Source organism: Bradyrhizobium sp. (genome assembly GCF_027451485.1).
GTDB lineage: Bacteria > Pseudomonadota > Alphaproteobacteria > Rhizobiales > Xanthobacteraceae > Bradyrhizobium.
The window spans coordinates 74,291-100,585 of record NZ_DAIDJE010000009.1; the positions used below are offsets into that span (position 1 = coordinate 74,291).

General features: G+C 62.9%; 23 protein-coding genes. 12 read left to right on the forward strand and 11 right to left on the reverse strand.

From position 1 onward, the window contains the following. Positions 1 to 31: 31 nt before the first annotated feature. The 3 genes from smc to NEZ08_RS01415 all read right to left on the reverse strand — a co-directional run bounded on the left by smc (position 32) and on the right by NEZ08_RS01415 (position 4,989). Positions 32 to 3,496, reverse strand: a complete 3,465-nt coding sequence (gene smc, locus NEZ08_RS01405) for a chromosome segregation protein SMC (RefSeq protein ID WP_298102349.1) — start codon at positions 3,494 to 3,496, stop codon at positions 32 to 34. 242 nt (positions 3,497 to 3,738) lie between these two features. Continuing rightward, positions 3,739 to 4,395, reverse strand: coding sequence for a DsbA family protein (locus NEZ08_RS01410; RefSeq protein ID WP_298102352.1), 657 nt, complete (start codon positions 4,393 to 4,395; stop codon positions 3,739 to 3,741). Between the two features lie 114 nt (positions 4,396 to 4,509). Further along, positions 4,510 to 4,989, reverse strand: a complete 480-nt coding sequence (locus NEZ08_RS01415) for a DUF721 domain-containing protein (protein WP_298102354.1) — start codon at positions 4,987 to 4,989, stop codon at positions 4,510 to 4,512. A 143-nt stretch (positions 4,990 to 5,132) separates the two neighbouring features. On the opposite strand from NEZ08_RS01415, the gene mutY reads away from it, so the two are divergent. Continuing rightward, positions 5,133 to 6,236: an A/G-specific adenine glycosylase gene (gene mutY / locus NEZ08_RS01420; protein ID WP_298102357.1), complete on the forward strand. Its 1,104-nt coding sequence runs from the start codon at positions 5,133 to 5,135 to the stop codon at positions 6,234 to 6,236. 89 nt (positions 6,237 to 6,325) lie between these two features. Continuing rightward, positions 6,326 to 6,787, forward strand: coding sequence for a PaaI family thioesterase (locus NEZ08_RS01425; RefSeq protein ID WP_298102359.1), 462 nt, complete (start codon positions 6,326 to 6,328; stop codon positions 6,785 to 6,787). On the opposite strand, the gene NEZ08_RS01430 is transcribed toward NEZ08_RS01425, so the two are convergent. After that, positions 6,717 to 8,015 (reverse strand): flavin-dependent oxidoreductase, encoded by a 1,299-nt coding sequence (locus tag NEZ08_RS01430; protein ID WP_298102362.1) that lies wholly within the window; start codon positions 8,013 to 8,015, stop codon positions 6,717 to 6,719. The two genes, NEZ08_RS01425 and NEZ08_RS01430, sit on opposite strands and share 71 nt — an antisense overlap. A 72-nt stretch (positions 8,016 to 8,087) precedes the next feature. Then, a complete protein-coding gene (locus NEZ08_RS01435; protein WP_298102365.1) occupies positions 8,088 to 9,014 on the reverse strand; it encodes a LysR family transcriptional regulator in 927 nt (308 codons plus the stop codon). 98 nt (positions 9,015 to 9,112) lie between these two features. Between NEZ08_RS01435 and NEZ08_RS01440 the strand changes: the two genes are divergently transcribed. Next, positions 9,113 to 9,547, forward strand: a complete 435-nt coding sequence (locus NEZ08_RS01440; protein WP_298102459.1) for a nuclear transport factor 2 family protein — start codon at positions 9,113 to 9,115, stop codon at positions 9,545 to 9,547. Positions 9,548 to 9,666: 119 nt separating this feature from the next. Here NEZ08_RS01440 and NEZ08_RS01445 read toward each other — a convergent pair whose 3' ends face one another. Then, entirely contained in the window at positions 9,667 to 10,353 is a 687-nt protein-coding gene (locus tag NEZ08_RS01445) for a glutathione S-transferase N-terminal domain-containing protein (protein WP_298102369.1), read from the reverse strand. Between the two features lie 357 nt (positions 10,354 to 10,710). Next, positions 10,711 to 10,929: a hypothetical protein gene (locus tag NEZ08_RS01450; protein ID WP_298102371.1), complete on the reverse strand. Its 219-nt coding sequence runs from the start codon at positions 10,927 to 10,929 to the stop codon at positions 10,711 to 10,713. A gap of 346 nt (positions 10,930 to 11,275) precedes the next feature. Here NEZ08_RS01450 and NEZ08_RS01455 point away from each other — a divergent pair, with 346 nt between their 5' ends. After that, complete coding sequence (locus tag NEZ08_RS01455; RefSeq protein ID WP_298102376.1) at positions 11,276 to 11,752, forward strand: hypothetical protein; 477 nt, start codon at positions 11,276 to 11,278, stop codon at positions 11,750 to 11,752. A gap of 922 nt (positions 11,753 to 12,674) precedes the next feature. On the opposite strand, the gene NEZ08_RS01460 is transcribed toward NEZ08_RS01455, so the two are convergent. Further along, entirely contained in the window at positions 12,675 to 13,808 is a 1,134-nt protein-coding gene (locus NEZ08_RS01460; protein WP_298102379.1) for a site-specific DNA-methyltransferase, read from the reverse strand. 393 nt (positions 13,809 to 14,201) lie between these two features. Here NEZ08_RS01460 and NEZ08_RS01465 point away from each other — a divergent pair, with 393 nt between their 5' ends. From NEZ08_RS01465 to NEZ08_RS01475, 3 genes are all read left to right on the forward strand, one after another. Beyond that, complete coding sequence (locus NEZ08_RS01465; protein ID WP_298102382.1) at positions 14,202 to 15,146, forward strand: neutral zinc metallopeptidase; 945 nt, start codon at positions 14,202 to 14,204, stop codon at positions 15,144 to 15,146. Between the two features lie 110 nt (positions 15,147 to 15,256). Next, positions 15,257 to 15,820: a molybdenum cofactor biosynthesis protein B gene (moaB, locus tag NEZ08_RS01470; RefSeq protein ID WP_298102385.1), complete on the forward strand. Its 564-nt coding sequence runs from the start codon at positions 15,257 to 15,259 to the stop codon at positions 15,818 to 15,820. A 138-nt stretch (positions 15,821 to 15,958) separates the two neighbouring features. Then, the gene (locus tag NEZ08_RS01475) at positions 15,959 to 16,282 is read left to right on the forward strand and encodes a PilZ domain-containing protein (protein WP_298102388.1); all 324 of its coding nucleotides are present in this window, start codon (positions 15,959 to 15,961) and stop codon (positions 16,280 to 16,282) included. Between the two features lie 24 nt (positions 16,283 to 16,306). On the opposite strand, the gene NEZ08_RS01480 is transcribed toward NEZ08_RS01475, so the two are convergent. Together NEZ08_RS01480 and NEZ08_RS01485 are read right to left on the reverse strand one after the other, a co-directional pair. After that, on the reverse strand, positions 16,307 to 17,230 hold the full coding sequence (locus NEZ08_RS01480) for a helix-turn-helix domain-containing GNAT family N-acetyltransferase (RefSeq protein ID WP_298102390.1): 924 nt from the start codon (positions 17,228 to 17,230) through the stop codon (positions 16,307 to 16,309). A gap of 59 nt (positions 17,231 to 17,289) precedes the next feature. Beyond that, a complete protein-coding gene (locus NEZ08_RS01485; RefSeq protein WP_298102393.1) occupies positions 17,290 to 17,859 on the reverse strand; it encodes a glycosyl transferase in 570 nt (189 codons plus the stop codon). Positions 17,860 to 17,986: 127 nt separating this feature from the next. On the opposite strand from NEZ08_RS01485, the gene NEZ08_RS01490 reads away from it, so the two are divergent. From NEZ08_RS01490 to NEZ08_RS01500, 3 genes are all read left to right on the forward strand, one after another. Further along, positions 17,987 to 19,150, forward strand: a complete 1,164-nt coding sequence (locus tag NEZ08_RS01490) for a PA0069 family radical SAM protein (protein ID WP_298102395.1) — start codon at positions 17,987 to 17,989, stop codon at positions 19,148 to 19,150. Positions 19,151 to 19,260: 110 nt separating this feature from the next. Continuing rightward, positions 19,261 to 20,007, forward strand: a complete 747-nt coding sequence (locus NEZ08_RS01495) for a ribonuclease HII (protein WP_298102397.1) — start codon at positions 19,261 to 19,263, stop codon at positions 20,005 to 20,007. Positions 20,008 to 20,081: 74 nt separating this feature from the next. After that, a complete protein-coding gene (locus tag NEZ08_RS01500) occupies positions 20,082 to 21,590 on the forward strand; it encodes a glycosyltransferase family 39 protein (protein WP_298102399.1) in 1,509 nt (502 codons plus the stop codon). 6 nt (positions 21,591 to 21,596) lie between these two features. Here the strand turns inward: NEZ08_RS01500 and NEZ08_RS01505 are convergent, their stop codons facing one another. Continuing rightward, positions 21,597 to 22,427: a uracil-DNA glycosylase gene (locus NEZ08_RS01505; RefSeq protein ID WP_298102402.1), complete on the reverse strand. Its 831-nt coding sequence runs from the start codon at positions 22,425 to 22,427 to the stop codon at positions 21,597 to 21,599. A gap of 185 nt (positions 22,428 to 22,612) precedes the next feature. Here NEZ08_RS01505 and NEZ08_RS01510 point away from each other — a divergent pair, with 185 nt between their 5' ends. Next, positions 22,613 to 24,274 (forward strand): electron transfer flavoprotein-ubiquinone oxidoreductase, encoded by a 1,662-nt coding sequence (locus NEZ08_RS01510; RefSeq protein ID WP_298102405.1) that lies wholly within the window; start codon positions 22,613 to 22,615, stop codon positions 24,272 to 24,274. Positions 24,275 to 24,497: 223 nt separating this feature from the next. After that, positions 24,498 to 26,276 carry a tetratricopeptide repeat protein gene (locus tag NEZ08_RS01515; RefSeq protein ID WP_298102409.1) on the forward strand — a complete coding sequence of 593 codons (1,779 nt, stop codon included), beginning with the start codon at positions 24,498 to 24,500 and terminating at the stop codon, positions 26,274 to 26,276. Positions 26,277 to 26,295 lie beyond the last annotated feature (19 nt).

Consider the following 26,295-nt stretch of genomic DNA (forward strand, 5'->3'; position numbering starts at 1 on the left):
GATTGCTCCCTTGCCATCGTTTCTCGCAATGCTACGCCACGTTCTGATCGAGGATCGCTACCGCCTCATCCAGCGCGACGGAGACGAGCTGCGAGACGCCGCGTTCCGCCATGGTGACGCCGAACAGGCGGTTCATCCGCGCCATCGTGATCGGATTGTGCGTGATGATGATGAAGCGGGTTTCGGTGGTCGATGTCATTTCATGCAACAGGTTGCAGAAACGTTCGACATTGTGGTCGTCGAGCGGCGCGTCGACCTCGTCGAGCACGCAGATCGGCGAGGGGTTAGTGAGGAACACCGCGAAAATTAGCGCCAGCGCCGTCAGCGCCTGCTCGCCGCCCGAGAGCAGCGACAGCGTCTGCGGCTTCTTGCCGGGCGGCTTGGCGATGATCTCAAGGCCCGCCTCCAGCGGATCCTCACTCTCGATCAGGTGCAACGCCGCCTCACCGCCGCCGAACAGTTCGACGAACAGGCGTTTGAAATGGTTGTTGACCGTCTCGAAAGAGGCGAGCAGCCGTTCGCGCGCTTCGCGGTTGAGGCTCTGGATTCCCTGGCGCAGCCGCTTGATCGCTTCGACCAGGTCGTCGCGCTCGGTGGTCAGCGCCGTATGCTGGGTTTCGACCTCGCGCAGCTCTTCCTCGGCGCGCAGGTTGACCGCGCCAAGCCGCTCGCGGTCGCGCCGCAGCTTTTCGAGATTTTCCTCGATCTCGGCGAGCGGCGGCAATTCGGCGCCCGCCTCGATCTCGGCAAGGCCGGCGACCGCCTGCGGCTCGACCTCGAGCATGTCGTGGATTTCACGTTCGATATCGGCCAGACGGCGCCTGGCGCTGTCCATCCGTTCTTCGGCGCGGGCGCAGGCTTCGCGGGCGCTTGAGAGCGCTTCAAGCGAGGCCTTGGCGTCGCGGTCCGTCTCGGCCATGGCGGTCTCCGCCGCTGCCAGCGCATCTGCGGCCTCGCGGCGCGCGTTCTCGGCCGCCTCGATCTCGCCGATCAACGCCCGGCGCTTTTCGGCAAAGACCGCCGGTGCATTCTCAAGCTCGGCCCGCTCAGTCTTGACCTCGTTGATGCGCGACTCGACCGTCTCGACCTGCGATGAAGCGCTGGTCTTGCGGCTTTGCCATTCATTGCGTTCGGCCGTGATCGCCTGAAGCCGGCGGTCGGCAAGTTCGGCTTCACGCGCCAATGCCTGCGCCTCGGCGCGCACCTGGGCCGCCACCCGGCGACAGCCGTCGATGCCGGTTTTGACCTCGGTCAGCCTTGCCTCGGTGGGCTCGCTCGACGGCAGATCGGCAAGCGCCGCGGTTGCGCTCTCATGCGCGGCCTGGGCCTCGCTGCGGTCGGCATCGATGCGGCTGCGGGCTTCGGTCAAAGCGGACTTGCGCGCGGTGTGACGGTTGATCTCGCGCTCGGCCGCGGCATGACGTTCGCGCGCCGCGTCCGCTTCGCGCTGCGCGGCGCGCCAGGCGTCACGCGCGGAGGCTTCCGCTGATGCCGCTGCCTTCAACTCGGCTTCGGCGGTCTCGAGCGCCTGCCGCTTGGCGCTCGCATCAATGCGCGCCTGTTCCAGCTCGTTTTCGATGTCGACAAGGCGCGCGCGCTCGGCAAGCCGCCGCGCCGCACCGGTCGGCGCATGCGCTGCTGCGACAAAACCGTCCCAGCGCCAGACATCGCCCTCCAGCGACACCAGCCGCTGGCCGGTTTTGAGCTGCGAGATCAGTTCAGCGCCGCGCTCGCGCGCCACGACGCCGATTTGGGCGAGACGCCGCTTCAGTTCGATCGGCGCCTGAACGTGATTTGCGAGCGCTTCCGCACCCTCGGGCAGGGTCGGATCGCCTTCGCTCGACCCGGCCTGCGTCCAGCGCATCGGCGCGGAAGGATCGACCGGCGCATCGAGGTCATCGCCGAGGACGGCGCCGATCGCCTTTTCGTAGCCTTTGGCCACCGTGATGCCGTCGATGATCGGCGGCCACAGATTTTTGGTCTCGCTGTTGACCAGTTTTGAAATGGTCCTCGCCTCGGTTTCGAGGCGCTGCACGCGCTTGTCGGCTTCGTTGAGCGGCGTGCGCGATGCCTCGAGCTTCGCCCGCGCTGTGGCGTGCGCGGCTTCAGCCGTTTGCGCCGCGATTTCGGTGCTGGCCCGGTTCTCCTGGCTCTCTTCCACCGCCGCCGCGAGCATGGCGATGTCGCCGAGCCCGCCGGTTTCTTCGGCGAGCTTCTGCTCGTCGCGCTCGACATTGGCGAGGTCCTGGTCGAGCCGCGCCAGCCGGTCGCGATGGGTGCGGACGTTGCCTTCAAGCTGGTTGCGCTTGGCGGAAAGATCGGCAAGCGCCGTGGTCAGTTCCGTGAACAGACGCTCGGCTGCCGCAAGGGTGGTTTCCGCTTCCGTCACGCGTTCGTCGACGCCGCTCCGCTTCTCGACGCGGAACTTGATTTCTTCCTTCAACTCGGCGTCTTCGGTCGCGAGCCGCAGCAACGCCGCGTCGGCATCGGTGATTTGCTGCTGCTCGCGGGCCATATCGGCTGCGAACTGGGTCAGCCGGCGGTCGAGTTCGGTGACGCGCTCCTGCGCGCGGGCCTCCTCGCGATCCAGCGTCTCGCGGGCGTTGGTCAGGCGTTGCAGCCCGGCTGCGGCCCTGGCCTCGGCCTCGCGCAACGCCGGCAGTTCGGATGCGCGGATCGCCTGGATGCGCGCCGCCTCCGCTTGCTCGCGGGTGCGCTCGGCCATCTCGCGAACCGAGAGGTCGTGCACCTCGGCGGTCTCGGCGACCCCGGCCTGGGCCTCGACCCAGCGCAGATGATACAGCAGGGCTTCGGCCTTGCGCACCTTGGCGGCAACTTCGCGGTAGCGGATGGCCTGACGGGCCTGCTTCTTCAGGCCGTCGATCTGCCCCGACAACTGCCCGATCACGTCCTCGACGCGGGTGAGGTTGGTTTCGGCCGCCTTCAGCCGCAGTTCGGCTTCGTGACGGCGGGCATGCAGGCCGGCCACGCCGGCAGCATCTTCGAGGATCCGGCGGCGCTGCTCAGGCTTGGCTTGAATGATCTCGCCGATCTTGCCCTGGTGGACGAGCGCCGGCGAGCGCGCACCCGTCGCGGCGTCCGCAAACAACAGCTGCACGTCGCGGGCGCGCACGTCGCGGCCGTTGATGCGATAAACCGATCCGGCCTCGCGCTCGATACGGCGGGAAATCTCTAGAAACTGGCTGTCATTGACGGCCGCGGGCGCAGTGCGCTCCGAATTGTCGATCGTCATCACGACTTCGGCGTGGTTGCGCGCCGGCCGGTTGCCTGAGCCAGCGAAGATCACCGCGTCCATGTCGGCGGCGCGCAGCGACTTGTGGGAAGTCTCGCCCATCGCCCAGCGCAGCGCTTCCACCAGATTGGATTTGCCGCAGCCGTTCGGACCGACGACGCCGGTCAGGCCAGGTTCGATCACGAAGTCGGTTGGTTCAACGAACGACTTGAAACCGTGGAGGCGAAGGCGGGTCAGTTTCATAGGCACAGATTCTCTGTTGGCAGGACGCGAATCTCCCTGCCGGGACAATACCATAGAAGGCAATGTCGGTGTGGGGCGTGAGTCGCTTGCAGCGCCTCTGGATGGAGGGACAATGGCGAGGCCAATGCCCAAGGGCAACCGGCCCGGCCGGCTTTTCCCAAGAGATTTAGGCGCAGAATGAGGCGCGATTTGTCCCGGAATCTATTCCGGAATGGGGACGGTTCCAGTTCACGTTTAACCGCTTAGCTCTTGAGCAGCGCCTTGATCCGCTTGTCGAATTCCTCAAACGAGGTCTCGCCCTTGATCTTCTCGCCGTTGATGAAGAAGGTCGGCGTGGAATCCACTTTGAGCACTTCCGAGGCGTATTTCTGGTCGGCGACGATTTTGTCCAGCAGCGACTGGTCCTTCAGGCAGGACTCGACCTGATGCTGGCTTAAGCCTGCCTGCTTGCCGATCCGGGTCAGCGTCTCGGTGGTGTTCTTCATCACCCAGTCGGCCTGTTGCTTGAACAGGAGATCGGTGACCGCGAAGTACTTGGCCGGATCGTCCTTCGCGATGCAGCGCGACAGCATCGAGCCTGCCGCCGCCTTGATGTCGAGCGGGAATTCGCGGAACACGTAGCGGATCTTGTTCGTGTCGATATAGGCGGACTTGATCTTGGGAAACACGTTATCGTTGAACGCCGCGCAGTGCGGGCAGGTCATCGAGGCGTATTCGACGATGGTTACCGGCGCGTCCTTCGGTCCGAGCGCCATGTCGGGCAGGGATTGCGGCTTGTTGACGTCGGCCACACCCTCGGCCAGTGCCTCGGAAATCAGGTGAAAGGGCGACAATCCTGCGAGAGCGGCAAGTCCGGTCAGCGACAGGGCGGCGGTAAAGGCACGACGCGTGATGATCAAGATCGGCTCCCGAATTGGCGCATTTGGCACTCAAAGCCACTAAATGACGCTTCGCTAGCTTGAAACCGGCAATGTGGCAATGGCGCGCCTTGGCCGCCAGATTGGACATTAGGCTCAATTTCGCTTGATTGAGGCCCCCAGCCGCGCCAGCGCCGCGCGCAATTCGTCGTCATCCACCGATGACAGAGTCCTGGCAATTCGCTCGACCTCTCCCGCATCCGGTGCGGGCGGCAGGCGCGGGCGGGGCCTTCGCGACAGCGGCCCTTGCCGCAGCGCCAGCCGGCCGACCGCGCTCCAGCCGAAAAAGCGGTTCACTCGCTCGAGGATCACGTCGGAGGCGTGCTGGATTTCGAGTGCCATCGGACCCTCCACGCGCAGCACCAGCGTGGCCGCTTCCTGCGGCTGGCCTTCCACCGGCCGCGGCCACTGCATCTTCAGCGGTTCGCAATGGGCCGACAGGTCGGGGCCGATGATTTCGGTCCAGCGCGTAACCAGTTCGCGCGCCGCAAAACCCTGCCTGGCGTAGGCATCGGAAAAGACATCGCTGAGCAGGACGGAGAGCGGCTTTGCGCTGGACGGGGCGGGTTTTGCCATGCGTCTCTCCTTATCATTTCGCCCGGCATTGGCGGAAGTGCGCCGGCGTTATGGCCGGGCTTTCGCTCACCGCATCAAGAAAGACGTGGATGTTCGCGACAAGCGCGGGCATGACGTGGGGAGAGTTGCGCTAAGGTTTGTGCATGAGTCCGGCCCGAGCTGCAAAGAAAATCCCTCGCACCGAGACGGAACCGGTCGTCATGCGGCCGGCGCTGCTGCTCGCCTGGTACGATCGCCATCGGCGGGTACTGCCGTGGCGAGCGCCGGCGGGCGAAACGCCTGATCCGTATGCGGTCTGGCTGTCGGAAATCATGTTGCAGCAGACCACCGTCAAGGCCGTCGGCCCCTATTTTCAGAAGTTCCTGGCGCGCTGGCCCCATGTCACCGCGCTCGGGCGGGCCTCGCTCGACGACGTCCTGCGCATGTGGGCGGGCCTTGGCTATTACTCGCGGGCGCGCAACCTGCATGCCTGCGCTGTGGCGGTCTTACGTGATCATGGCGGCGTGTTCCCCGATACCGAGGAAGGTTTGCGCGCTCTGCCGGGGATCGGCCCCTACACGGCGGCGGCAATTGCCGCGATTGCCTTCGATCGCCGGACCATGCCGGTCGACGGCAATATCGAGCGCGTGGTGTCGCGGCTGTTTGCGATCGAGGAGCCGTTGCCGCAGGCGAAACCGCTGGTCCGGCAGTTCGCCGAAACCTTGCTCGGCGACACTCGCGCCGGCGACAGTGCGCAGGCGCTGATGGATCTCGGCGCCTCGATCTGCACGCCGAAGAAGCCGGCCTGCAGCCTCTGTCCGCTCGACGAATCGTGTGCGGCGCGCCTGCGCGGCGATCAGGAGACGTTTCCGCGCAAGGCGCCGAAGAAAACCGGCAAGCTGCGCCGGGGGGCGGCCTTTGTGGTCACGCGCGGCGACGAACTCCTGGTGCGCAGCCGCCCGGAAAAAGGATTGCTCGGTGGCATGACCGAAGTGCCGGGCTCGGATTGGCGCGCGGCGCAAGATGACGAGACCGCGCTGGAACAGGCGCCGCAGCTTGGCTGCGTCACGCGCTGGAATCGCAGGCTGGGCGTGGTGACCCACGTCTTCACGCACTTTCCCCTGGAGCTTGTGGTGTATACGGCCCAGGTACCGGCGCGCGCCCGCGCGCCAAAGGGCATGCGCTGGGTGCCGATCGCCACGCTTGACGGCGAGGCACTGCCGAATGTGATGCGCAAGGTAATCGCGCACGGTCTCGGCAACGGCTAGATCACGCTCCCCAACTCAGGTTCAGCGCCCGGTGCTGACACCACGGTGTCAGCAGGCTTGGGTCAAGCTGCTGCCGATGGAGGCTTGCCATGATCAAGACTGTACTCGACGATTTCCCCGTCCCGCCATCCGCCAAATTGCTTGGCTGGCGGCTGCTCGATGCCCGGCCTTGGGAAGGCTGGATCAAGGTCGGCTTCGATGGACGGCAAGAGTTCTGCAATCCGGCCGGCTTCATCCAGGGCGGCATCCTCTCGGCCATGCTGGACGACAGCATGGGACCGGCGGTGTTCGTGACGAGCGAAGGCCGTTTCTACACCACCACCATCAGCCTGACCGTGAACTTCATCGCTCCCGCAAAGCCGGGCCCGCTGACGGCGGAGGCGCAGGTCATCCAGATCGGCAAAAGCGTGGCCTTCATGGAAGGCAAGCTGATTGCCGATAACGGCACGGTGCTCGCAACCGCCAGCACCACCGCGCGTCTCATCGAGGCGACGCGGGCGCTCGCTCGGGAGATGCCTTTGTCCGCGGCACGATCGGCGGCTTGGCGTTGAGCGCTTCGACCTGAAAGCCTGCGACGCGCTTGTAGTTGGCCGCAATCTCTTCGAGCTCCTGCCGCGACAGCACGTCGGTGACCTCATTGAAGCCGTCGGGCGCGCGCTCCTCAACCAGCTGCATCACCTGTTCGGGGCCGTTGCGGCGATTGAGCAGGACAAGCTCTGATGTCGCGGGGCGGCGTTCGGCTTCGTAGGCCGCGAGCGCGGCGTGGCTCGCGCCATGCGCCTGAATTTCCCGGGTGAGCACCCGCGCATCCAGGATGGCTTGCGAGGCGCCATTGGAGCCGATCGGATACATCGGGTGCGCCGCATCGCCCATCAGCGTGACGCGGCCGAATGTCCATTGCGGAATTGGATCTCGGTCGACCAGCGGATACTCGAAGGCATGCGAGCAGTTCTTGATCAGGCCGGGGACATCAAGCCAGTCGAATGTCCAGTCCGCAAACCACGGCAGAAACTCCTCCAGCTTTGCGGTCCGGTTATAGTCCTCCCGCCGCCACTGGTAGCTCGGCGGCATATGCCGTTCGGCAATCCAGTTGATCTGGAACTTGCCGTTACGGTCCGGCTGCTTTGAAATCGGATAGCAGACGAACTTCAGCATTTCGTGGCCGGCCATGATCATGGTGCGGCCGGAGAGAAACGGCTTCGCTGCCGTCACACCGCGCCAGAGGATGCGCCCGTTCCAGATCGGCGGCCCTTCATTTGGATAAAGCTTTTCCCGCGCCGCCGAGTGAATGCCGTCAGCAGCGATCAGAACGTCGCCTCCGTGGTCGCCTGCGGGCTGTCCGGTCGCCTTGTCGATGAAGCTGGCGCGAATGCCGTCAGGCGTCTCGGTCCAGTCGCGCAAGTGATGGCTCGTGAGGATATTTTCCGGGCCGAGGCGCTCGATTGCCGCATCGAGCAGGATCTGTTGCAGGGTGCCGCGATGGATCGAGAATTGCGGCCATTTGTAACCTGCCTCGAGACCGCGCGGCTCGCTCCAGATCGGCCGGCCGCGCTTGGAGAAATAGGCCAGTTCCTTGGTCGCCACGCCCGCAGCATCGAGCCGGTCGTACAAGTCCAGCTCGATCAATTCGCGAACGGCGTGCGGCAGCACGTTGATGCCGACGCCGAGCGGCTTCAATTCGGAAACGCTTTCGAAAACTTTGGCGGGAACGCCGATCTGGTGCAGGCTGAGTGCCAGTGTCAGTCCGCCGATTCCGCCACCCGAGATGAGAACTGTCATGATGATCTCCCCGCAAGCGTCATCGCACGGCGTTCCTGCCTTGGGCAACAGCGAAGACAGAGGGCGCCGGATTTATGGCGTCGCGCGCTGTTTGCGTGCGTCGAGCCCGCGGCCTGTCTCCAGCACCAGTTTCCGCAGCCAGATTGAGCCGGGATCGAACTGGGCACGAGTCGGATAGAACATGTGCTGCTCGTCGGTGCCGGGATCGAACGGCGGAGTCACCGTCTGCAGCGACAGCTGCTTTTCGAGCGCCGCGATCAGGCGGCGCGGCAGGAACGCCACGAGGTCGGTGCGGGCAGCGACATGCAGCGCCTCGATATAGCCGGGCACCGTCAGCGCGATCCGCCGCTCGACGCCTTTCTCGCGCAACCATGTGTCGATCAGGTCTTCGTTCTGGCCGCGGATCACAACCGCGACATGTCGGGCAGCGAGGAACGCCTCGCGCCTTCTCAATTTGGCGGCGGCCGGGTGATGGCGACGAACCGCGAGCGCATCGCTGTCGGTATAGAGCCGCTGGCGGTGAAAGCCCGTGAAAGCATCGCCGATCGAGATCACGAGATCGATGCTGCGGGCAAACTCCGCGTGGAAGATCGCCGGTCCTCGCCAAGGCACCACGTCGATGGTGACGCCTGGCGCCTGTTTCGTCACTTTTTCCATCAAGGGCGGCATCAAGAGCTCAACGGCGAGGTCCGGCATCATCAGACGGAAATGGCGTTCGCTGCGGCTGGCATCGAACTCATCCGGCGTGAACAGGCCGCGGACCTGATCGAGCGCCTGCGCAAGGGGGGCCCGTAAAGCCAAAGCCCGCGGCGTCAACTCCATCCGCGCGCCGGTGCGGACCAGCAGCGGATCGCCTATCAAATTGCGCAGGCGTTGCAGCGCATGGCTTGCCGCGGGCTGCGACAGGCCGATCCGCATCGCGGCGCGGCTGACGCTGGCTTCCTTGAGCAGCGCGTCGAGCGCGACCAGCAAATTGAGGTCAAGCGAATTAAAATTCATAAGACGAATATACATCATCATAACTATCGATTGGAAGAATAATACGATCGTTGCGACATGTTGGGGACCGCTCACCGACGAGAAAGGCCGTCATGAACATCACCGCCAGCAACAGGAAACTGATCGAAGAGATTTTCGTCGCCGCAAGCAATCCCGATCCGGCTGCACGCGACCGCGCGCTGTTTGTCGCAAGCCTAGCCGACGATGCGACCTGGACCGTGACCGGTCAATATTCGTGGGCGCGTACCTTCACCGGCAAGCAATCGATCCTCAACGATCTGCACGGCCATGTTCGCGCCCGTCTGGCCGAACGGACCAGGACGATTGCGCATCGTTTTATTGCCGATGGCGACTACGTCGTGGTGGAAGCCAAAGGCGACAACGTCACGCGCGAAGGCGTGCGCTACGACAACGACTATTGCCTTGTGTTTCGCCTTGAGGACGGCAAGATCAGGGAGATCAGGGAATATTGCGATTCCGTGCTGACCGAACGCGCGTTGGGCAGGTTTCCGGAACAGGCTGTCGCGAGCTAAGCGCGGATCTGCACGGCGTCATTCCGGGGCGCTCGCGAAGCGGGCGGTCCCGGAAGCCGTAGTTTGTCGCGCAAGATTCCGGGGCCATGCGCTTGGGCGCGTGTCCCGGAATGACAGCGTTAAGCCACCTTGGTCTTGAGGTGGCCGAACATGATATGGCGGGCCGCTTCGTCCATCTCGGTCTTGAAGGTGAATTTGTCCTTCAAGGCAATGGCCCGCGCGGCGGCCGGTCGCGCCGAGATTTCATCATGCAGTCGCTTCACGTTGGGATATTTGGCGAAAACATCGTCGCCGAGCACGTACGGCGCCATCCGCGCCCAGCCCCAGAACGCCATATCGACGATCGTGTAGGTGTTGCCGACCATGTACTTGCTTCTGGCAAGATGGTCGTCGAGAATCTTGTAGTGGCGATGCGCTTCATACTGGTAGCGGTTATGCGCGTATTCCAGGTCCTTGGGCGCGGCGTGCTTGAAATGCACCGCCTGACCTGAATAGGGGCCCAGTCCGGTCGCAATGAACATCAGCCATGAATAGAGTTGCGCGTGGTTTTGCGGCGTGTTGGCGGGCATGAACTTGCCGGTCTTTTCGCCCAGGTAGAGCAGGATCGCGTTACTGTCGAAAACGAAAATGCCGTCATCGTCGATCGCCGGCACCTTGCCATTCGGATTGACTTTCAGGAATTCCGGTTTGAACTGTTCGCCCTTGCGGGTGTCGACCGGAATGAGTTCGCAGGGCAGGCCGGTCTCTTCCAGAAACAGCGCGACCTTGTTCGGGTTCGGCGCGCCGTTGAAATAGAATTTGAGCATTCAGATCTCCCTTGTTGTCGCCGCGAAGCGGGGCGCGGCGCGTTGGCGGCGGAGACTGCACAAATTCTGCGGGACAGGGCAAGCGACGAGTTTGTGAGGGGCGCGCGGAGGTGGCCCAATAATAAGGGAGTTGAACCCGGGCGTTATCAGCTTGCCAGAGGCCGTGGTGCGCCGATTACGTCAAATTTCGGCCGCGTGCCAAATGGCGGGCGGACCGCAACCGGACTCCTGCGCGGCAGTATGGATCGTTCGTCGCGCGGTCATCTTCGGTCGTGCGCCTCGCGGCCGCTTCAATTTGACTGCCTCCGCTCGACGTCGATGGCTGCGACGAGCCGCTCAATCTCCCGTAATCGCGGATCAGAAGCACGCCCGCACCCGGCGAACCCGCCAGCCATGGCCGTCCCAGAAACGCTCCGTCACCCATTCGCAACTGCCGAAATCGTAAGGGCCGGGACCTGGATAGTCGACTGTGTCCGGCACGCTTGCGGCAACGCCACGCTTCGCGCTCGCTGGTGCCGCGGCGAGCGCGCCAGCGATCGTTGCGACCACAATGAAGGCAGCGAATATCTTCTTCATTCGAGGGCCCTCCTGCAGATGGAGCCATGGGGCGGCACCCGGTGGATGGCGGGCTGCCGCGCGACCGCCGACCGCTCAAGACACCAGTAAATCGGTAGCCGGCGAGCCATCGTATCAGGCCAGCTGGGGGCATTGATAGGGGTTGGCCTCGGATCGCTTGTTGCAAAGTCCCGGTGTCCGTTGTGGGGCTCAAGGAGGCCTCGTCGCGCCGAACCTACGTTGACAGCATCACAGGAGCAGCATTTTAGCGCGTTCCGCGGCATCAATCCTCGTCAGATCTTTGCTCCAGCGCAAATCCCGGCCGCAGCTTTCAACATCACCTATGCGGATCGCGGAGAACTGACCCATGAGTACTCGTATGCTTTCCGTTATCGCCATCACCCTTTGGCTGGTTACGATTGCCGTCGCTGGATTTTTCTTCGTTCGCGGTCAGACACGGGTGGCCCCCGACGGGCGCACGGCGATTCTGCTGGCGCCGGGCGAACGCAATCTCGTGCTCACCGAAATGCGCGGCATGCTCGCTACGGTGCAAGCTATGGTCGACGGGGTAAAAGCCGGGGACCTGAAGCAAGTCGCGCAGGCGGCGCGAGCGAGCGGCATGGCGGCGGCGGCGGACGTAAATCCGGCGCTCATGGCCAAGCTGCCGCTCGCGTTCAAGCAGCTCGGGCTCGGCGTGCACAAGCGCTTCGATGAAATCGCGACCGAAGCAGATTCGGGGGTCAGCCACGAGCAACTGCTCGGAAGCCTGGGCACGCAGCTTTCGGCCTGCGTCGCATGCCACGCGAGCTATCGCATTGACGCGGCAGCACCGGTGGCAAAGTGAGCGCATTAGCCGGCGGCAGTGTCAGACGGGCTCGCTGTTGAGTTGGAAAGCCTCCGATCAGCCGGCGTCCCAATCTGGTGATGCGCGTTCGCGGCGCCGAATAACCGATGCCGCCGTGCTGGCGGCAAGACGGCCCCGCCGCTCGCCATTGCCGGGCGAGCCAAAAGCGCATGCAATCACGTCCGTTGTGCTGCTGACGCAGAAGCGAATTTGGCACCGTCAGGCGGCCGGGCCGCCTCGTCATCTTGTGGGCTGCGCCACAAACGCGAATCCATCCGATCGGGGCTTTCAGTTTTCGCGCGAAAATATTGCTCTTGCGCCGTCGGGCAAATCAGTGGTTCCTCTTCGCGCGTCCCGTGCTTGATCAAGAGGGGCGCTTCGCGATCGTCACGAACGTTGAGTGCGGGACGCGGTGGACGCGACAGCGCGCAAGACGAGCGCGCATGCTGCGGACGGCGAAGTCGTGTGGTTCTGGCGCCTCGACGCTGGCGTCAACCCGGCAAGAATGCTTTGGCATTCTGCCCCGGGGATGGTGACAAAAAAGCCCGATCACCAGGAAGAGCACGAAGGAAACCGTAAAACCATCGCGCAGGGAATGCCGGATCGTTGCGGCGAACCTGTGGTGACTAACTCGTGTGCTTTCTATCTTTGCGCACGAGGCTGCGGGTGCGCCTGACACCCGGCATTCCCTGCGCCCTCTGATTCCGGAGGGACAACCTGTTGGCAAAGCTCGGGCGAATTGCCGCCGCGGGGCCGCGAAGGTGCGAGTGATGCAGCCCATCCTTCGAGAGGCGCGCAAGCGCGCTCCTCGGGATGAGGTCAGTGCAAGTATTAAAAAACTTCGTGGTGAGGGGCGCGGCGGATCGCCGCGCGTCTCGAACCATAAGGCCGGACACTCGGTTGTTTGGAAAGTGGAGCGTCTCTAGCCCGCCGCCATCTGGCTGCGGATTTCGGCGCGCAGCTCGTCGATCAGCTTGAGGCCCTGTTTCGTCTCGACATGCCAGAACGTCCAGCCGTTGCAAGCTTCCGCGCCCTGGGCGACCGCGCCCATGCGGTGGATCGAGCCGACCTTGTCGCCCAGCATGATGGCGCCGTCGGCGCGAACCAGCGCGCCATGCCGTTTCTTGGCGTCCACGAGTTTCGTGCCCGGCGAGATCATGCCGCGTTCAATCAGTTCGGAGAACGCGACGCGAGGCGCCTCGCGCGCGGTCAGGAAGGGCGCGAGCGTTGCTTCCGGCAGTGGTTCGATGGCGGCGATGCGCGCTTCGGCCGCGGCCGCATAGGTTCTGTCGCGCTCGAAACCGACGTAGCGCCGGCCGAGGCGTTTTGCCACCGCGCCCGTCGTGCCGGTGCCGTTGAACGGATCGATCACGAGATCGCCGGGCCTGGACGACGACAGCAGCACGCGCGCCAGCAGACCCTCCGGCTTCTGCGTCGGATGCACCTTCTTGCCGTTGTTGTCCTTGAGGCGCTCCTCCCCGGTGCAAAGCGGAATCAGCCAGTCGGAGCGCGCCTGCACGTCCTCGTTGGCAGCCTTCAAGGCCTCGTAGTTGAACGTATAGCCCTTGGCTTTCTCGTCGCGTGCCGCCCAGATCATGGTCTCGTGCGCATTGGTGAAGCGGCGCCCGCGGAAATTCGGCATTGGGTTCGACTTGCGCCAGACGATGTCGTTGAGGACCCAGAAACCGAGGTCCTGCATGATCGCACCGACGCGGAAGATGTTGTGATACGAGCCGATGACCCAGATCGTCGCCGACGGCTTCATCAGACGCCGGCAGGCAAGCAGCCATGCGCGGGTGAAGTCGTCATAGGCGGCGAACGAAGAGAACTTGTCCCAGTCGTCGTTGACGGCATCGACATGGGATTCGTCCGGGCGCTTGAGTTCGCCCTTGAGCTGAAGATTGTAGGGCGGATCGGCGAAGACGAGATCGACGGAGCCGGCCGGGAGTTTTGACATCTCGGCGACGCAATCGCCAATGATGATGCGGCTATCGACAAAGGACTCAAATTTAGTGCGGGGCGCCCTTGCAGACGCCCCGCGACGCGACACAACCATGACTCAAATACTCTGACTCAGGCGACGCTGTCGGCGACGCGGGACCTAACAACCGACTGACGCCACTTTGACCGGGCAAAGTAAAAATCGACTTAACCGGCAATTCTTTCACGCCGGCGACCTCGATTAATTCGCTTTCGTGAGTTGAGTAATTTTTGAGGTTCGAAATCGCTGGGTCGGCGATAGCTGCGGAATTGCAAGGGGAATTGAGAATTGGCGTTTGCTGCCTATGTAAGGCGAGAAGTTTGCGGCCTGTTTCAAACCACCTTCGCTAGGCAATTTTTGCCTGGCGGGTTATGAGACGAGACAAAGAAAATTCTGCCGTCTTCACCCGTGTGCGGCGAGAGGGCTGCCGCAAAAGGCAACAGCAGAACGCAACGAGGAAGCCAGGCCATGCGTTATGATGATTTCCGCCGCAGCGACGACATCGAGGACCGTCGCGACGAGAGCGGCGGCGGATTTGGCGGGAGCGGCGGGGGTTTCGGGTTGCCGATCGGCGGCGGCGGGCTCGGCATCGGCACCATCATCGTGCTCGGCCTCATTAGCTACGCCCTCGGCATCGATCCGCGGGTCCTGATCGGCGGCGCGGAGATTCTGAATGGTGGAGGCCACGGCCAGATTCCGACCTATCAGACCGATCGTCGCTCCGGAAACGTCAAGCGCGGCGCGCCGACCGACCCGATGGGCAGCATGATCGCCGGCATTCTCGGCGAGATCGACGACCGCTGGAGCGAGATTTTCCGGGCCGCAGGCCAGACCTATACCGGGCCGCGCATCGTCCTGTTCCGCAATCAGACCAACGGCGGGCGCTGCGGCATGGCGCAGTCGGCGATGGGGCCATTCTACTGTCCGCCGGATCGGCAGATCTTCCTCGACACAGGTTTCTTCCGCCAGGTCGAAACCCGATTCCACGGCTGTCAGGGATCGGCGTGTAAATTCACCGCGGCCTATATCATCGCGCATGAAGCCGGACATCACGTGCAGAACCTGCTGGGGATTCTCCCCAAGGTGACCGCCCGACAGCATGCTGCGGGCAGCAAGGCCGAGGCCAACGCCCTTCAGGTGAGGGTCGAGTTGCAGGCGGACTGCCTGTCCGGTCTCTGGGTCAACCATGAAGCGAAGAAGCGGCCGGGCTTCATCGAGCCGGGCGACATTGATGGTGCACTGGCGACCGCATCCGCCATCGGCGACGACACGTTGCAACGGGAAACGACCGGGCGCGTGGTGCCGGATTCCTTTACCCATGGCTCGGCGGCGCAGCGCAAGCGGTGGTTCATGACGGGCTATCAGCAGGGAACCTTGAAAGCCTGTGATACGTTCAGTGCTGCCAACTTGTAAGTTTATCCGTCATGCCCGGCCTCGTGCCGGGCATCCACGTCTTTGTGATTTCGTTCAAAAGACAAGACGTGGATGGCCGGGTCAGGCCGGCCATGACGACGGAGGTAGTCATGGCTTCGACTGATGAAACCAAACAATTCGTGCCGCTCAACATCGCGGTGCTCACGATCTCGGACACGCGGACGCTCGCCGACGATAAATCCGGCGCCACGCTGGCGGAGCGGATTGTCGCGGCGGGCCATCATCTCGCCGCGCGTGAAATCATCGTCGACGACGTCGAGGCGATCCGCGTCATCGTCAAGCGCTGGATCGCCGATCCCGCCGTCGACGCCGTCATCACCACCGGCGGTACCGGGTTCACCGGGCGCGATGTGACGCCGGAGGCGATCGAGCCGTTGTTCGAGAAGCGGATGGACGGCTTCTCCATTGCCTTCCATATGCTCAGTCACGCCAAGATCGGCACATCGACGATCCAGAGCCGCGCGACGGCGGGCGTCGCCGGCGCAACCTTCATCTTCTGCCTGCCGGGTTCGCCGGGCGCCTGCCGCGATGGCTGGGACGGGATTCTGGCCGCCCAGCTCGATTATCGCACGCGGCCGTGCAATTTCGTCGAGATCATGCCGCGGCTGGACGAACATCTGCGCCGGCCCAAGGCGAAGGGCGCCTCGGTTTAGGGAGTGTGCAAAGGGTCGGTCGAAAACGTCTAAATTCCAAACCAACGTTCTAACGGTACCTTGCAAGAAACATGTGAAACTGGCGCAGGCCTCGCCGCTTGCCGGGGCTAAAAGGTTGTACAGCGGCCGGTGATCTTGATGGGTGTTGTGGACCCGAGGAGCAGGGTACAGCGCGAGCCGCGACGGCAGTTGCACAAGCGGCTCGCCTGGATCTCGGCTGACCATGGCGCGACCGAGTACGAGTGCCAGGTTTTGGACCTGTCCTCGGGCGGCGCGCGGATCTCGACCGATGACGCGATGGATGTGAGAGACCGATTCGAACTGACACTGGTGAAGGGCCATCACAAGCGCGAGCTGTGCGAGGTGGTCTGGCGCCGTGGCAAGACTTACGGCATCAAATTCCTTCCAATCGCCGCAGAGCCGGCCAGCGACCCGACGATGGCATCCCTCCAGCCCTCCTGATGGCGGGCAACGTATTGCAGGCTGCTAAAGCCTCATCTCCCAGGTCTCACCGATCAGGTTTTGGCCGAAACTGCGGTGCGGCTCGCTCGCCACCAGCACGAAGCCCGCGTCCTGGTAGATCTTTCTGGCCTCCGTCAGAATGCTTTGCGTCCATAGCGTGATCTTGCGATAGCCGCAGGCGCGCGCAAAGCCGATGCATTCTCCGACCAACCGTTTTCCCAACCCCAGACCGCGTCCGGCCGGCTCCACCAGGAGCAGACGAAGTTTGGCGACCTCGTCATCGTGCCTAACCAGAAACACCGAGCCAACCGGCGCGCCATCACGTTCGGCGATCCAGCATCGCTCGCGCGATGCATCGAAAGACCTGAGAAATTGAGCGGCGATCTCGGCAACCAGCGCCTCAAACGAAGAATCGAAGCCATATTCGCCGGCGTAGCGCTCGCCATGGCTCTGCACGACCCAGCCCATGTCGCCTGGCCGCGGTTCGCGCAACGTCGCAGATGCGCGCGGGCAGGGCGAGCCGAGCAGGCTCTCGACCGTCGCCATGGCGGCGGTGAGACGCCGCTGTTCGCCTTCCGACATCCGACGCAATGTTCTGGCGACTTCCTCCTGCGAGCTGCGGTCGAGCCGCGCGAATGCCTGACGGCCTTTGGCGGTCAGCTTGAGCTGCTGCTGTCGCCGGTCCTCCGGTAACGGCTTGCGGCTGATCAGGCCCTCATCGGCGAATTTCTGAACGATGCGGCTGAGATAACCTGGGTCGAGATCGAGTTCGGCGCCAATCTCCTTCGCGGCGACGCTGTCGCGGCGCGACAGTTCGTACAGCACCCGCGCCTCGCTCAGTGAGAACGGGCTCTCGAGCAAGCGTTGGCCGAGCAGGCCGAGTTGGCGAGTATAAAAGCGGTTGAACGCGCGAACCGCCGAAATGCGGGCTTCGTCGTTTGAGGGCATCGGGCACCTTTATAATTGCTATTGTCAACTAATTAATTGACTTTGGCAAGTATATCGCATCAGGTGATGACGATGCGGCTGCGGAGCAAGGTGAGGGAGGATCGGCCGAGCCGGCGAAGCAACTGCGCTTCCGCGTGGCGGACATTTGGCGCATGGCCGCCAAGGCGCTCATAATGGTCTCGCGCAATCAACAGGCCCTGATCGGCGAATGGACCTGCGATCAGTCGCCAGATCGACCTCACGTCCTCGCGCCACGTGCGATCCGAATAGGGGGAGCGCGCGTAGCGGAATACGCCGGCTCGGGGATGGTCCGACTCGGAAATACGCTGAATGAACTGTACGGTTTCGTCTATCCAACCGTGATCGAGCACCGCTCCCGCATGCAGGAACATCAGCCACGGCGAGCGCGCCTGCCCGGCACCAGCCGCCAGCGCCGCCGAGCACGACCCATCGAACCGTAAAAATCGGCATCCGGCGACATCAGCGACCCGTTCGATGACGCCATTGTCGGCGCGATCGACCAATAGGACTTCGCGGATGACGCCGGTGGCGGCGCCTGGGACCAGCGGGGCCAGCGTGGCAACAACCGGGTGCTCGGCGCCCTCGGTCGGGATGATAACGCTCAACATGATCTCAAAACCTCGGGACGATTATCACCTTGTCATATTCAAATCACCCCGTCCCGGTGCGGCGTGTCATGTGGATCGTCGCAAGTCTGTTCTTGATTTGTTCTGTATTGATGCTAATGTTCGAACCATGAGCAGAGCATCCTCACATGCGCTCAAGCACCCGCCGGTCAAGGCGCCCTCCAAACCGGCGGGTGCGCCCCCCGACTTCCCGGAGCTTGCAGTTGCCATCGATCGCGAACGACGGCGCGGCCGCGGCACGCAATCCAATGTGAGCGGCCGCTACGAGGCAGAAGCGCGGATCGCATTCGACGATGGGTGGCAGAGTCTCGAGGAATTACCGCCATTCAAGACTTCGGTGTCGCTCGATACCTCGCGCAAAGTGATCGCCCGCAACGACTCCCCTGATATCGGCTTCGATCGCTCCATCAATCCCTATCGGGGATGCGAGCATGGCTGCGTGTACTGCTTTGCGCGGCCGACGCATGCCTATCTCGGCATGTCGCCAGGACTCGATTTCGAATCGAAGCTGCTGGCCAAGTCGGATGCGCCTCAGCTTCTGGAAAAGGAACTCGCGGCCGAGAATTACGAGCCGCGGATGATCGCAATCGGAACCAACACCGATCCGTATCAGCCGGTCGAGCGCGATCACAAGATCATGCGCGGCATTCTTGAAGTGCTCGAGCGCGCCTCGCACCCGGTCGGTATCGTCACAAAGTCGGCGCTGGTCGTCCGTGATATCGACATCCTCTCGAGGATGGCCAAGCGCAATCTTGCCAAGGTCGCAATCTCCGTGACGACGCTGGATGCGCGGCTCGCGCGCACGATGGAGCCGCGCGCATCGACGCCGCCGCGGCGGCTGGAGGCGCTGCGGCGATTGTCAGAAGCCGGTATTCCGGCCACGGTGATGGTTGCCCCGGTCATTCCGGCGCTGAACGACAGCGAAATCGAACGCATTCTGGATGCAGCGGCCCATGCCGGCGCGAAGGAAGCGAGCTACGTCTTGCTGCGCCTGCCTCTCGAAGTGCGCGATCTCTTCCGCGAATGGCTGATGGCGAACTATCCGGATCGCTATCGTCACGTCTTTACCCTGATCCGCGACATGCGCGGCGGTCGCGACTACGACTCGCAGTGGGGAACGCGGATGAAGGGCACCGGCCCGATGGCCTGGATGATCGGACGCAGGTTCGAAATTGCCTGCGAGAAGCTGGGACTCAACAAACGACGTTCCAGGCTTACGACCGATCATTTTGTGCGCCCGAAGCGAAGCGGACAGCAGCTCAGCCTGTTCTGACGAATTTTGCCGAGCGATTGGTCCCCAGCCGCTGTTAAGAGCGGTGAAAGGGACAAGCCGCGCCAAAGTTCCCCATTGCACGACGTGCGAGGCTTGCGCACGATCCTGGCATGATTCGGGAAAAGTCCGGAAGGAAAATCAATCTGCCAAAAGGTGTGATAGCGGTCACGCCGCCGAGCTTTCGGCGCGAGCGGGCGCTAATCAAGCGCGGCGTCTGGCCGGTTGCAGGTTGTGATGAGGCCGGGCGGGGACCGCTGGCAGGTCCGGTCGTCGCGGCCGCCGTCGTGCTCGACCCAAAGCGGGTTCCAAAGGGAATCGACGATTCCAAGCGGCTGACCGCGGAGCGCCGCGAGGAACTATTCGAAGAAATCTGTGCGACCGCGTCATTTTCAGTCGCCTTCGCCTCGCCGGCGCGAATCGACCGAGACAATGTTCTGCGAGCTTCTCTCTGGGCGCTCAAGCGTGCGGTCGAGGGCTTGCCGGAAACACCGAAACACGTCTTTGTCGATGGCCGCGATCGTCTTGACACGGCGTGCGACTGTGAAGCCGTAATCGGCGGCGATGGTATCGTGGTTTCGGTCGCTGCCGCCTCCATCATTGCCAAGGTGACACGCGACCGCCTGATGTGTGCGCTGGCCGAGGAATGCCCGGGATACGGGTTTGAGTCGCACAAGGGCTATAGCGTGCCGGAACATCTGGAAGCGCTCGATCGGCTTGGCCCGTCGGCCCATCACCGCAGTTTCTTTGCTCCCGTAGTCGCTGCCCGCGAGAAACACCAGCCATGGACCGTCAAGCGCGACGCCGATTTGTTCGAGCCCGCAGCAGAAACGGCTCCGCTGATTTCTGCCGCGGAATGACCCGGTTGCCTCTGCGCGTGGCACCCTCTAAGACCGTGCTCTGAGCCGAAGTTAGAGGCGACGCCGGCGGTCATATGCGCTTCACTTCCCTGGTTATCGAATTGATCCGTGCCCGGCCGAGGCTGGTCGTGGGGCTTGTGGTCGCGCTGCAGGCCGTCCTGTGGCTCACGGTGTCACTCATCCTGTATCGCAGCCCGCCCGGCGATCTCGCTACGGTGCTCGCGCTTGGTCGCGAATATCGGGTTGGAACCGATCTTGGTCCGCCGCTGGCATTTTGGGTCGCCGACATCGCCTTTCGCGCCGCCGGCAATCACATGTTCGGCGTCTATCTGCTGGCGCAACTCTGCTCTATCGTAACGTTCTGGACACTTTATCTGTTGGCGCGCGCCGCCGTAGGCGGGCAGCAGGCGGTGCTTGCGGTTCTTCTGACGCTAACGGTGCTGGCGTTCAGCGCGCCCGGCCTCGAATTTGGCCCGCTAGTGTTGGCGCGTCCGTTGTGGGCGCTGCTTCTGCTGCATTCCTGGCAGTTGATCGGCCAGAACCGGCGTAATGCCTGGTTTGCCTGGTCGCTCGACGCCGGTCTCCTGCTGCTCACGACCTCGGCCGCCATCGTGCTAATCGCGCTCGTGATGGTATTTGCGCTGACAACGGCGCGCGGCCGACGAATCCTGATGTCGTTCGATGCGCTCTTTGCGTTTTCGGTGATTATCGTTCTGGCGCTGCCTTATCTGATCTGGCTGATCCGCGCCGATGAATTGGTCCTGCCGCATTTGCCGCCGATCGCCGGTTTAAGCAGCCGGGCCGTGCACGGCGCCAAACTGTTCGGCGGCCTGCTCCTGGCCTCATTGGGGATCGCGATCGTCTCTGCCTTCAATTCCCCGTGGTTTGTCCGAAGCCAGGACGAAGCGCCGATCATTTTCCGGCCTCCCGTCGATCCCCTGGCGCGCGATTTCGTCTATTTCTTTGCCTTTGCTCCGGCGGTGATCGGATGTTTGATATCCGCCCTGTTCAGTCTGGATCATGTCGTGGGCGGGACGGGTATCGTCCTCCTGATGTCCGGCCTCGCAGTTGTGGTGGCGTGCGGCGACCTCATTCATCTGCGGCGCCAACAGATTTTGCGTACCGTCTGGGCCGCCATGATTGTTGCGCCGGCAGCCGGGGTGATCGCAGCGACGCTCTTCGTTCCCTGGACCACAGCCAGCGAGGTGACGACATCGCTGCCTGCAACGGCAATCGGGCGATTTTTCGATGATAGTTTCCAACGGCGAACTAACCGGCGCCTGTCGGCGGTGAGCGGGGATGCGGAGCTTGCGACCTTGATCAGTTTGAGCCCGACGCGCCCGCATCTGTTTCTCGCCGCTACGCCTGAACGCACGCCATGGTTCAACCTCGACAAGTTCAATCAAACCGGCGGCGTCGTGGTTTGGCGCGCCTCCGATACGGATGGCACGCCGCCGCCAGCGATCGCCAGGCTGTTTCCGGGTCTTGCCCCTGAAGTGCCGCAGACCTTCGACCGGCTGGTGAACGGGCGACAGCCATTGCTGCGGGTCGGTTGGGCCATCGTGCGGCCGAAGGGGCCGTGAGAGAAGCTACGACGAGGCCTGCGTCAGCGCCTTGGCAATCGCCCGCAAATCCTGCCACGAAAGTCGCTTGTAAGCCGGCGAGCGCAGCAGATAGGCCGGATGAAAGGTCGCCATCGCGCGGATCACGCGCGTGCCGGTGTCGTAGCTGAGCCAACGTCCGCGCGTTTTCATGATGCCCTCGCGCGTCGACAGCAGCGTCTGTGTCGAAGGATTGCCGAGCGTCACCAGAATGTCCGGATCGACCAGTTCGATTTGCCGCTGGATGAACGGCAGGCAGATCTGGGTTTCCAGCGGCGTCGGCGTCCGGTTGCCGGGCGGGCGCCAGGGAATCACGTTGGCGATGTAGACCTTTGTGCGATCCAGTCCGATTGAAGCGATCATCCGGTCGAGAAGCTTGCCGGAACGGCCGACGAACGGCAGCCCTTCGATATCCTCATCGCGGCCCGGTGCCTCGCCGACGAACATGATCCGTGCCTTTGGATTGCCGTCCGCAAACACCAGCCGCGTGGCGGTGGATTTCAGTGCGCAGCCCTCGAATTTCTCCAGCAAGTCACGCAGGGCTTCGAGCGAGCCGGCGGTACGCGCGGCTTCGCGAGCTGTCGCAATCGCGGCATCCGGTGCGACCGCCGGCTCGGAAAGCGGCGCAACGTGAGCGGCAGGCACCCGTCCGAGGCCGCGAGCGGTGCCGATATCGCCGGAAGGCGCCGCTTTAGTGACTGGCGGCCGCTCGACTTCGGAAAGCCGGTCGGCTGGTTCATCTGACAGCGCGCAGTCGACCCCGGCTTCCAGATAGAAGGCCAGCAACTGAGAAACGGTGGGCGCAGGCTCAGGCGTCAACGTGTTGATCCGGTACGGCTTTGGTTATCGAATTCCGCATGGCGAACGCTGCTTTGCCATCGATGCGGATGACCGCCCGCAACTGTAGGCCGGATCGCCTTGGAACGAAACGGCATTTCCATATTGTTCTTCCCGTAAAAATCGGAAACAACGTGTCACGACCAGTTCAAGCCTGAGACCTGACCATGAGCACCGAAGAATTGCCGCCGCGCGAATCCATGGAATTCGACGTCGTGATCGTCGGCGCCGGCCCTTCGGGTCTTGGCGCCGCCATCCGGCTGAAGCAGCTCAATCCCGAACTTTCGGTGGTTGTTGTCGAGAAAGGATCGGAAGTCGGCGCACATATCTTGTCGGGCGCCGTGATGGATCCCGTCGCGCTCGACAAGCTCTTGCCCGATTGGCGCGAGGACGCGGATTGTCCGCTGAAGACGCAGGTGAAGGACGATCGGTTCTTCTGGTTCACAGAGACGAACGCGATCAAGCTGCCGAATTTCATCATGCCGCCTCTGATGAACAACCATCACTGCTACATCGGCTCGCTCGGCCGGCTCTGCCGCTGGCTGGCTGGCAAGGCCGAGGCGCTCGGCGTTGAAATCTATCCGGGTTTTGCGGCGGTCGAAGTGCTCTATGACGACAAAGGTGCTGTGCGCGGCATTGCGACCGGTGATATGGGCATTGCGAAGGACGGCTCGCACAAGGCTTCCTTTACCCGCGGCATGGAACTCTGTGGAAAATACACCCTTTTTGCCGAGGGTGCCCGCGGCAGTCTGACCAAGCAGTTGATTGCGAAGTTCGCGCTCGACACCAAGAGCGAGCCGCCGAAATTCGGCATCGGACTGAAGGAGGTCTGGCAGATCGATCCCGCCAAGCACCAGAAAGGCCTGGTTCAGCACGCGGTTGGCTGGCCTCTGAAGAACAATACGGGTGGCGGCCTCTTCTTCTATCACTATGACGAGGACCTCGTGTCGATCGGCTTCGTGGTTCACCTGAACTATGACGATCCGTATCTATCGCCGTTCGACGAGTTCCAGCGCGTCAAAATGCACCCGGCCGTTCGCACCGTGCTGGAGGGCGGCAAGCGACTGGCCTATGGCGCGCGCGCAATCACAGAAGGCGGCTATCAGTCGGTGCCGCGTCTGAGCTTTCCCGGCGGCGCTTTGATCGGCTGCGCGGCCGGATTTGTGAACGTGCCGCGCATCAAGGGCGTGCACAATGCGATCGGCAGCGGCATGCTGGCGGCCGAACATGTCCACGCGGCACTCGCCGAAGGGCGGGCGAATGACGAACTCGTCGAGTACGAAAATGCCTGGCGGTCGTCGGCAGTCGGCAAGGATCTCTACCCCGTCCGCAACGCCAAGCCGTTATTATCGAAGTTCGGCACCTTCCTCGGTGCCGGCCTGGGTATCTTCGACATGTGGTGCAACACGCTGTTCGGCGGTTCGCCGTTCGGGACCCAGTCCCACGCCAAGCCCGACCGCGCCACACTGGATGCGGCCAAGCAGCATGGGCCGAAGGGTTATCCGAAGCCGGACGGCAAGCTCTCCTTCGATAAGCTGTCGTCCGTCTTTCTGTCCAATACCAACCATGAGGAGGATCAGCCGGTTCACCTGAAGGTTGCCGACATGAACCTGCAAAAGACCTCTGAACATGACGTCTATGCCGGTCCGTCCAACCGTTATTGCCCGGCCGGTGTCTACGAGTGGGTGGAGGAAACATCAGGCCCCCGCTTTGTGATCAATGCCCAGAACTGCGTCCACTGCAAAACCTGTGATATCAAGGACCCGAACGGCAACATTACCTGGGTTCCACCGGAAGGCGGCGGGGGGCCCAACTACGAGGCAATGTGACCACGATTGCGTGAGTGGGCGACGGCGTCGGCCACGATAACGCCATACTGGCAGCGTTTTCAGGCGGGTAGGGCAGTGAGGACATCCGGCCGGTTGATTTGCAATCCCCGTACCATTGCGGTTAGGCGTCAAAACCGGCATTGTCGCGCAGCTTGATGCGCCGATTGGGCCTGCATTCGATATCAAACGATCCCAGCAAATTCTGGAGCCAAGGCGAACCGTGATGCTTTCTTTCCGATTCAATCGCTCGATGATTGCCGCACTCGTCTTCCTGGCACTGCCGGGCGTCGCCGCCGCGCAGACGCCAGAGCATCCCGCCGACAACTCCGCTCAATTTCCTACCGCTCACGACCTGAAGACACTGACGACCGCCGGCAGCTATCTTGCCGCCCGCCACGCCAGTGTCGAGCGGGATGCCGCCTCGGCTGCCGCCTTCTACCGATCGGCGCTCCGCAGCGATCCGAAAAATAATGAACTGCTCGATCGGGCGTTCATTTCCTCGCTTGCGGACGGCGACATCGATGAAGCCGTCAAGCTGGCCGACCGAATCCTTGCCTCCGACAAAACCAACCGCGTCGCGCGCCTCGTCATCGGCGTGCGCGATCTCAAGCTGAAGAAATACGCCAGCGCGCAAGCCAACATCAATCAGTCGATCCGCGGGCCGATCACCGATCTCGTCGCCACTCTGCTGTCCGGCTGGGCCGCCTACGGCGCCGGCGATACCAAGGGTGCGGTCGCCGCGATCGACAAGCTGAACGGTCCGGAGTGGTACCCGATCTTCAAGGACCTGCATTCTGGCATGATCCTCGAACTTGCTGGCAAGGAAAAGGACGCCGGCGTCCGTCTCGAGCGAGCCTACAAGCTCGAGGATTCGATGCTGCGCGTCTCCGAGGACTACGCCCGCTGGTTATCGCGCAACAAGGATGCGGCCGCGGCAAAGGCGGTCTATGAAGCCTTCGACAAGAAGCTGCCGCGCCATCCTTTGATCCAGCAAGAGATGCGCGAAGTTGAAGCCGGCAAGAAGCTGCCGCCGATCGTGGATTCGCCGCAGGCCGGTGCAGCCGAGGCGCTCTACGGGATCGGTGCGACATTGACCCGCCGCGGCGGCGAGGACCTCGCGCTGGTTTATTTGCAACTCGCGCTCTATCTGGTCCCGAACCATCCGATGGCCTTGCTGTCGCTCGCCGACCTCTATGAATCGGTGAAGAAGCCGCAGATGGCGATCAAGGTTTATGAGCGCATGCCGTCAAGCTCACCGCTCAAGCGCAACGCCCAGATCCAGCTTGCCATCGATCTCGATGCAGCCGACCGCACCGACGAAGCGATCAAGATCCTCAAGGGCGTCATCGCGGACGATCCCAAGGATATCGAGGCCGTAATGGCGCTCGGCAATATCGAGCGCGGCCGCAAGAAGTTTGCCGAATGTGCCGGCACCTATTCGCATGGTATCGACCTTCTTCCGAAGGAGACCGACAAGAACGCCTGGGTGTACTATTATTACCGCGGCATCTGCGAGGAGCGCGACAAGCAGTGGAACAAGGCCGAAGCCGATATGCGCAAGGCGCTCGATTTGCAGCCTGAACAGCCGCACGTGCTCAACTATCTCGGCTATTCCTGGATCGATCAGGGCGTCAATCTCGACGAGGCCATGAAGATGATCAAGCGTGCCGTCGAGCAGCGTCCGGATGACGGATATATCGTGGACTCGCTGGGCTGGGCCTACTACCGCACCGGCAACTACGATGAGGCGGTGAAGAATCTGGAGCGGGCGGTCGATCTCAAGCCCGAAGATCCCACCATCAACGATCACCTTGGCGATGCTTATTGGCGCGTCGGCCGCAAGCTGGAGGCCAAGTTCCAGTGGGCCCATGCCCGCGACCTCAAGCCGGAGCCGGAGGAATTGCCGAAGATCGAGGCCAAAATCGAGCACGGCTTGACTGATGACCCGTCCCCGGCGGCCGCTGCTGCCGACAAGAAGAAAGATGAAGGCAAGGGCGGCTGAGGATCGGGGCCGGAATCGA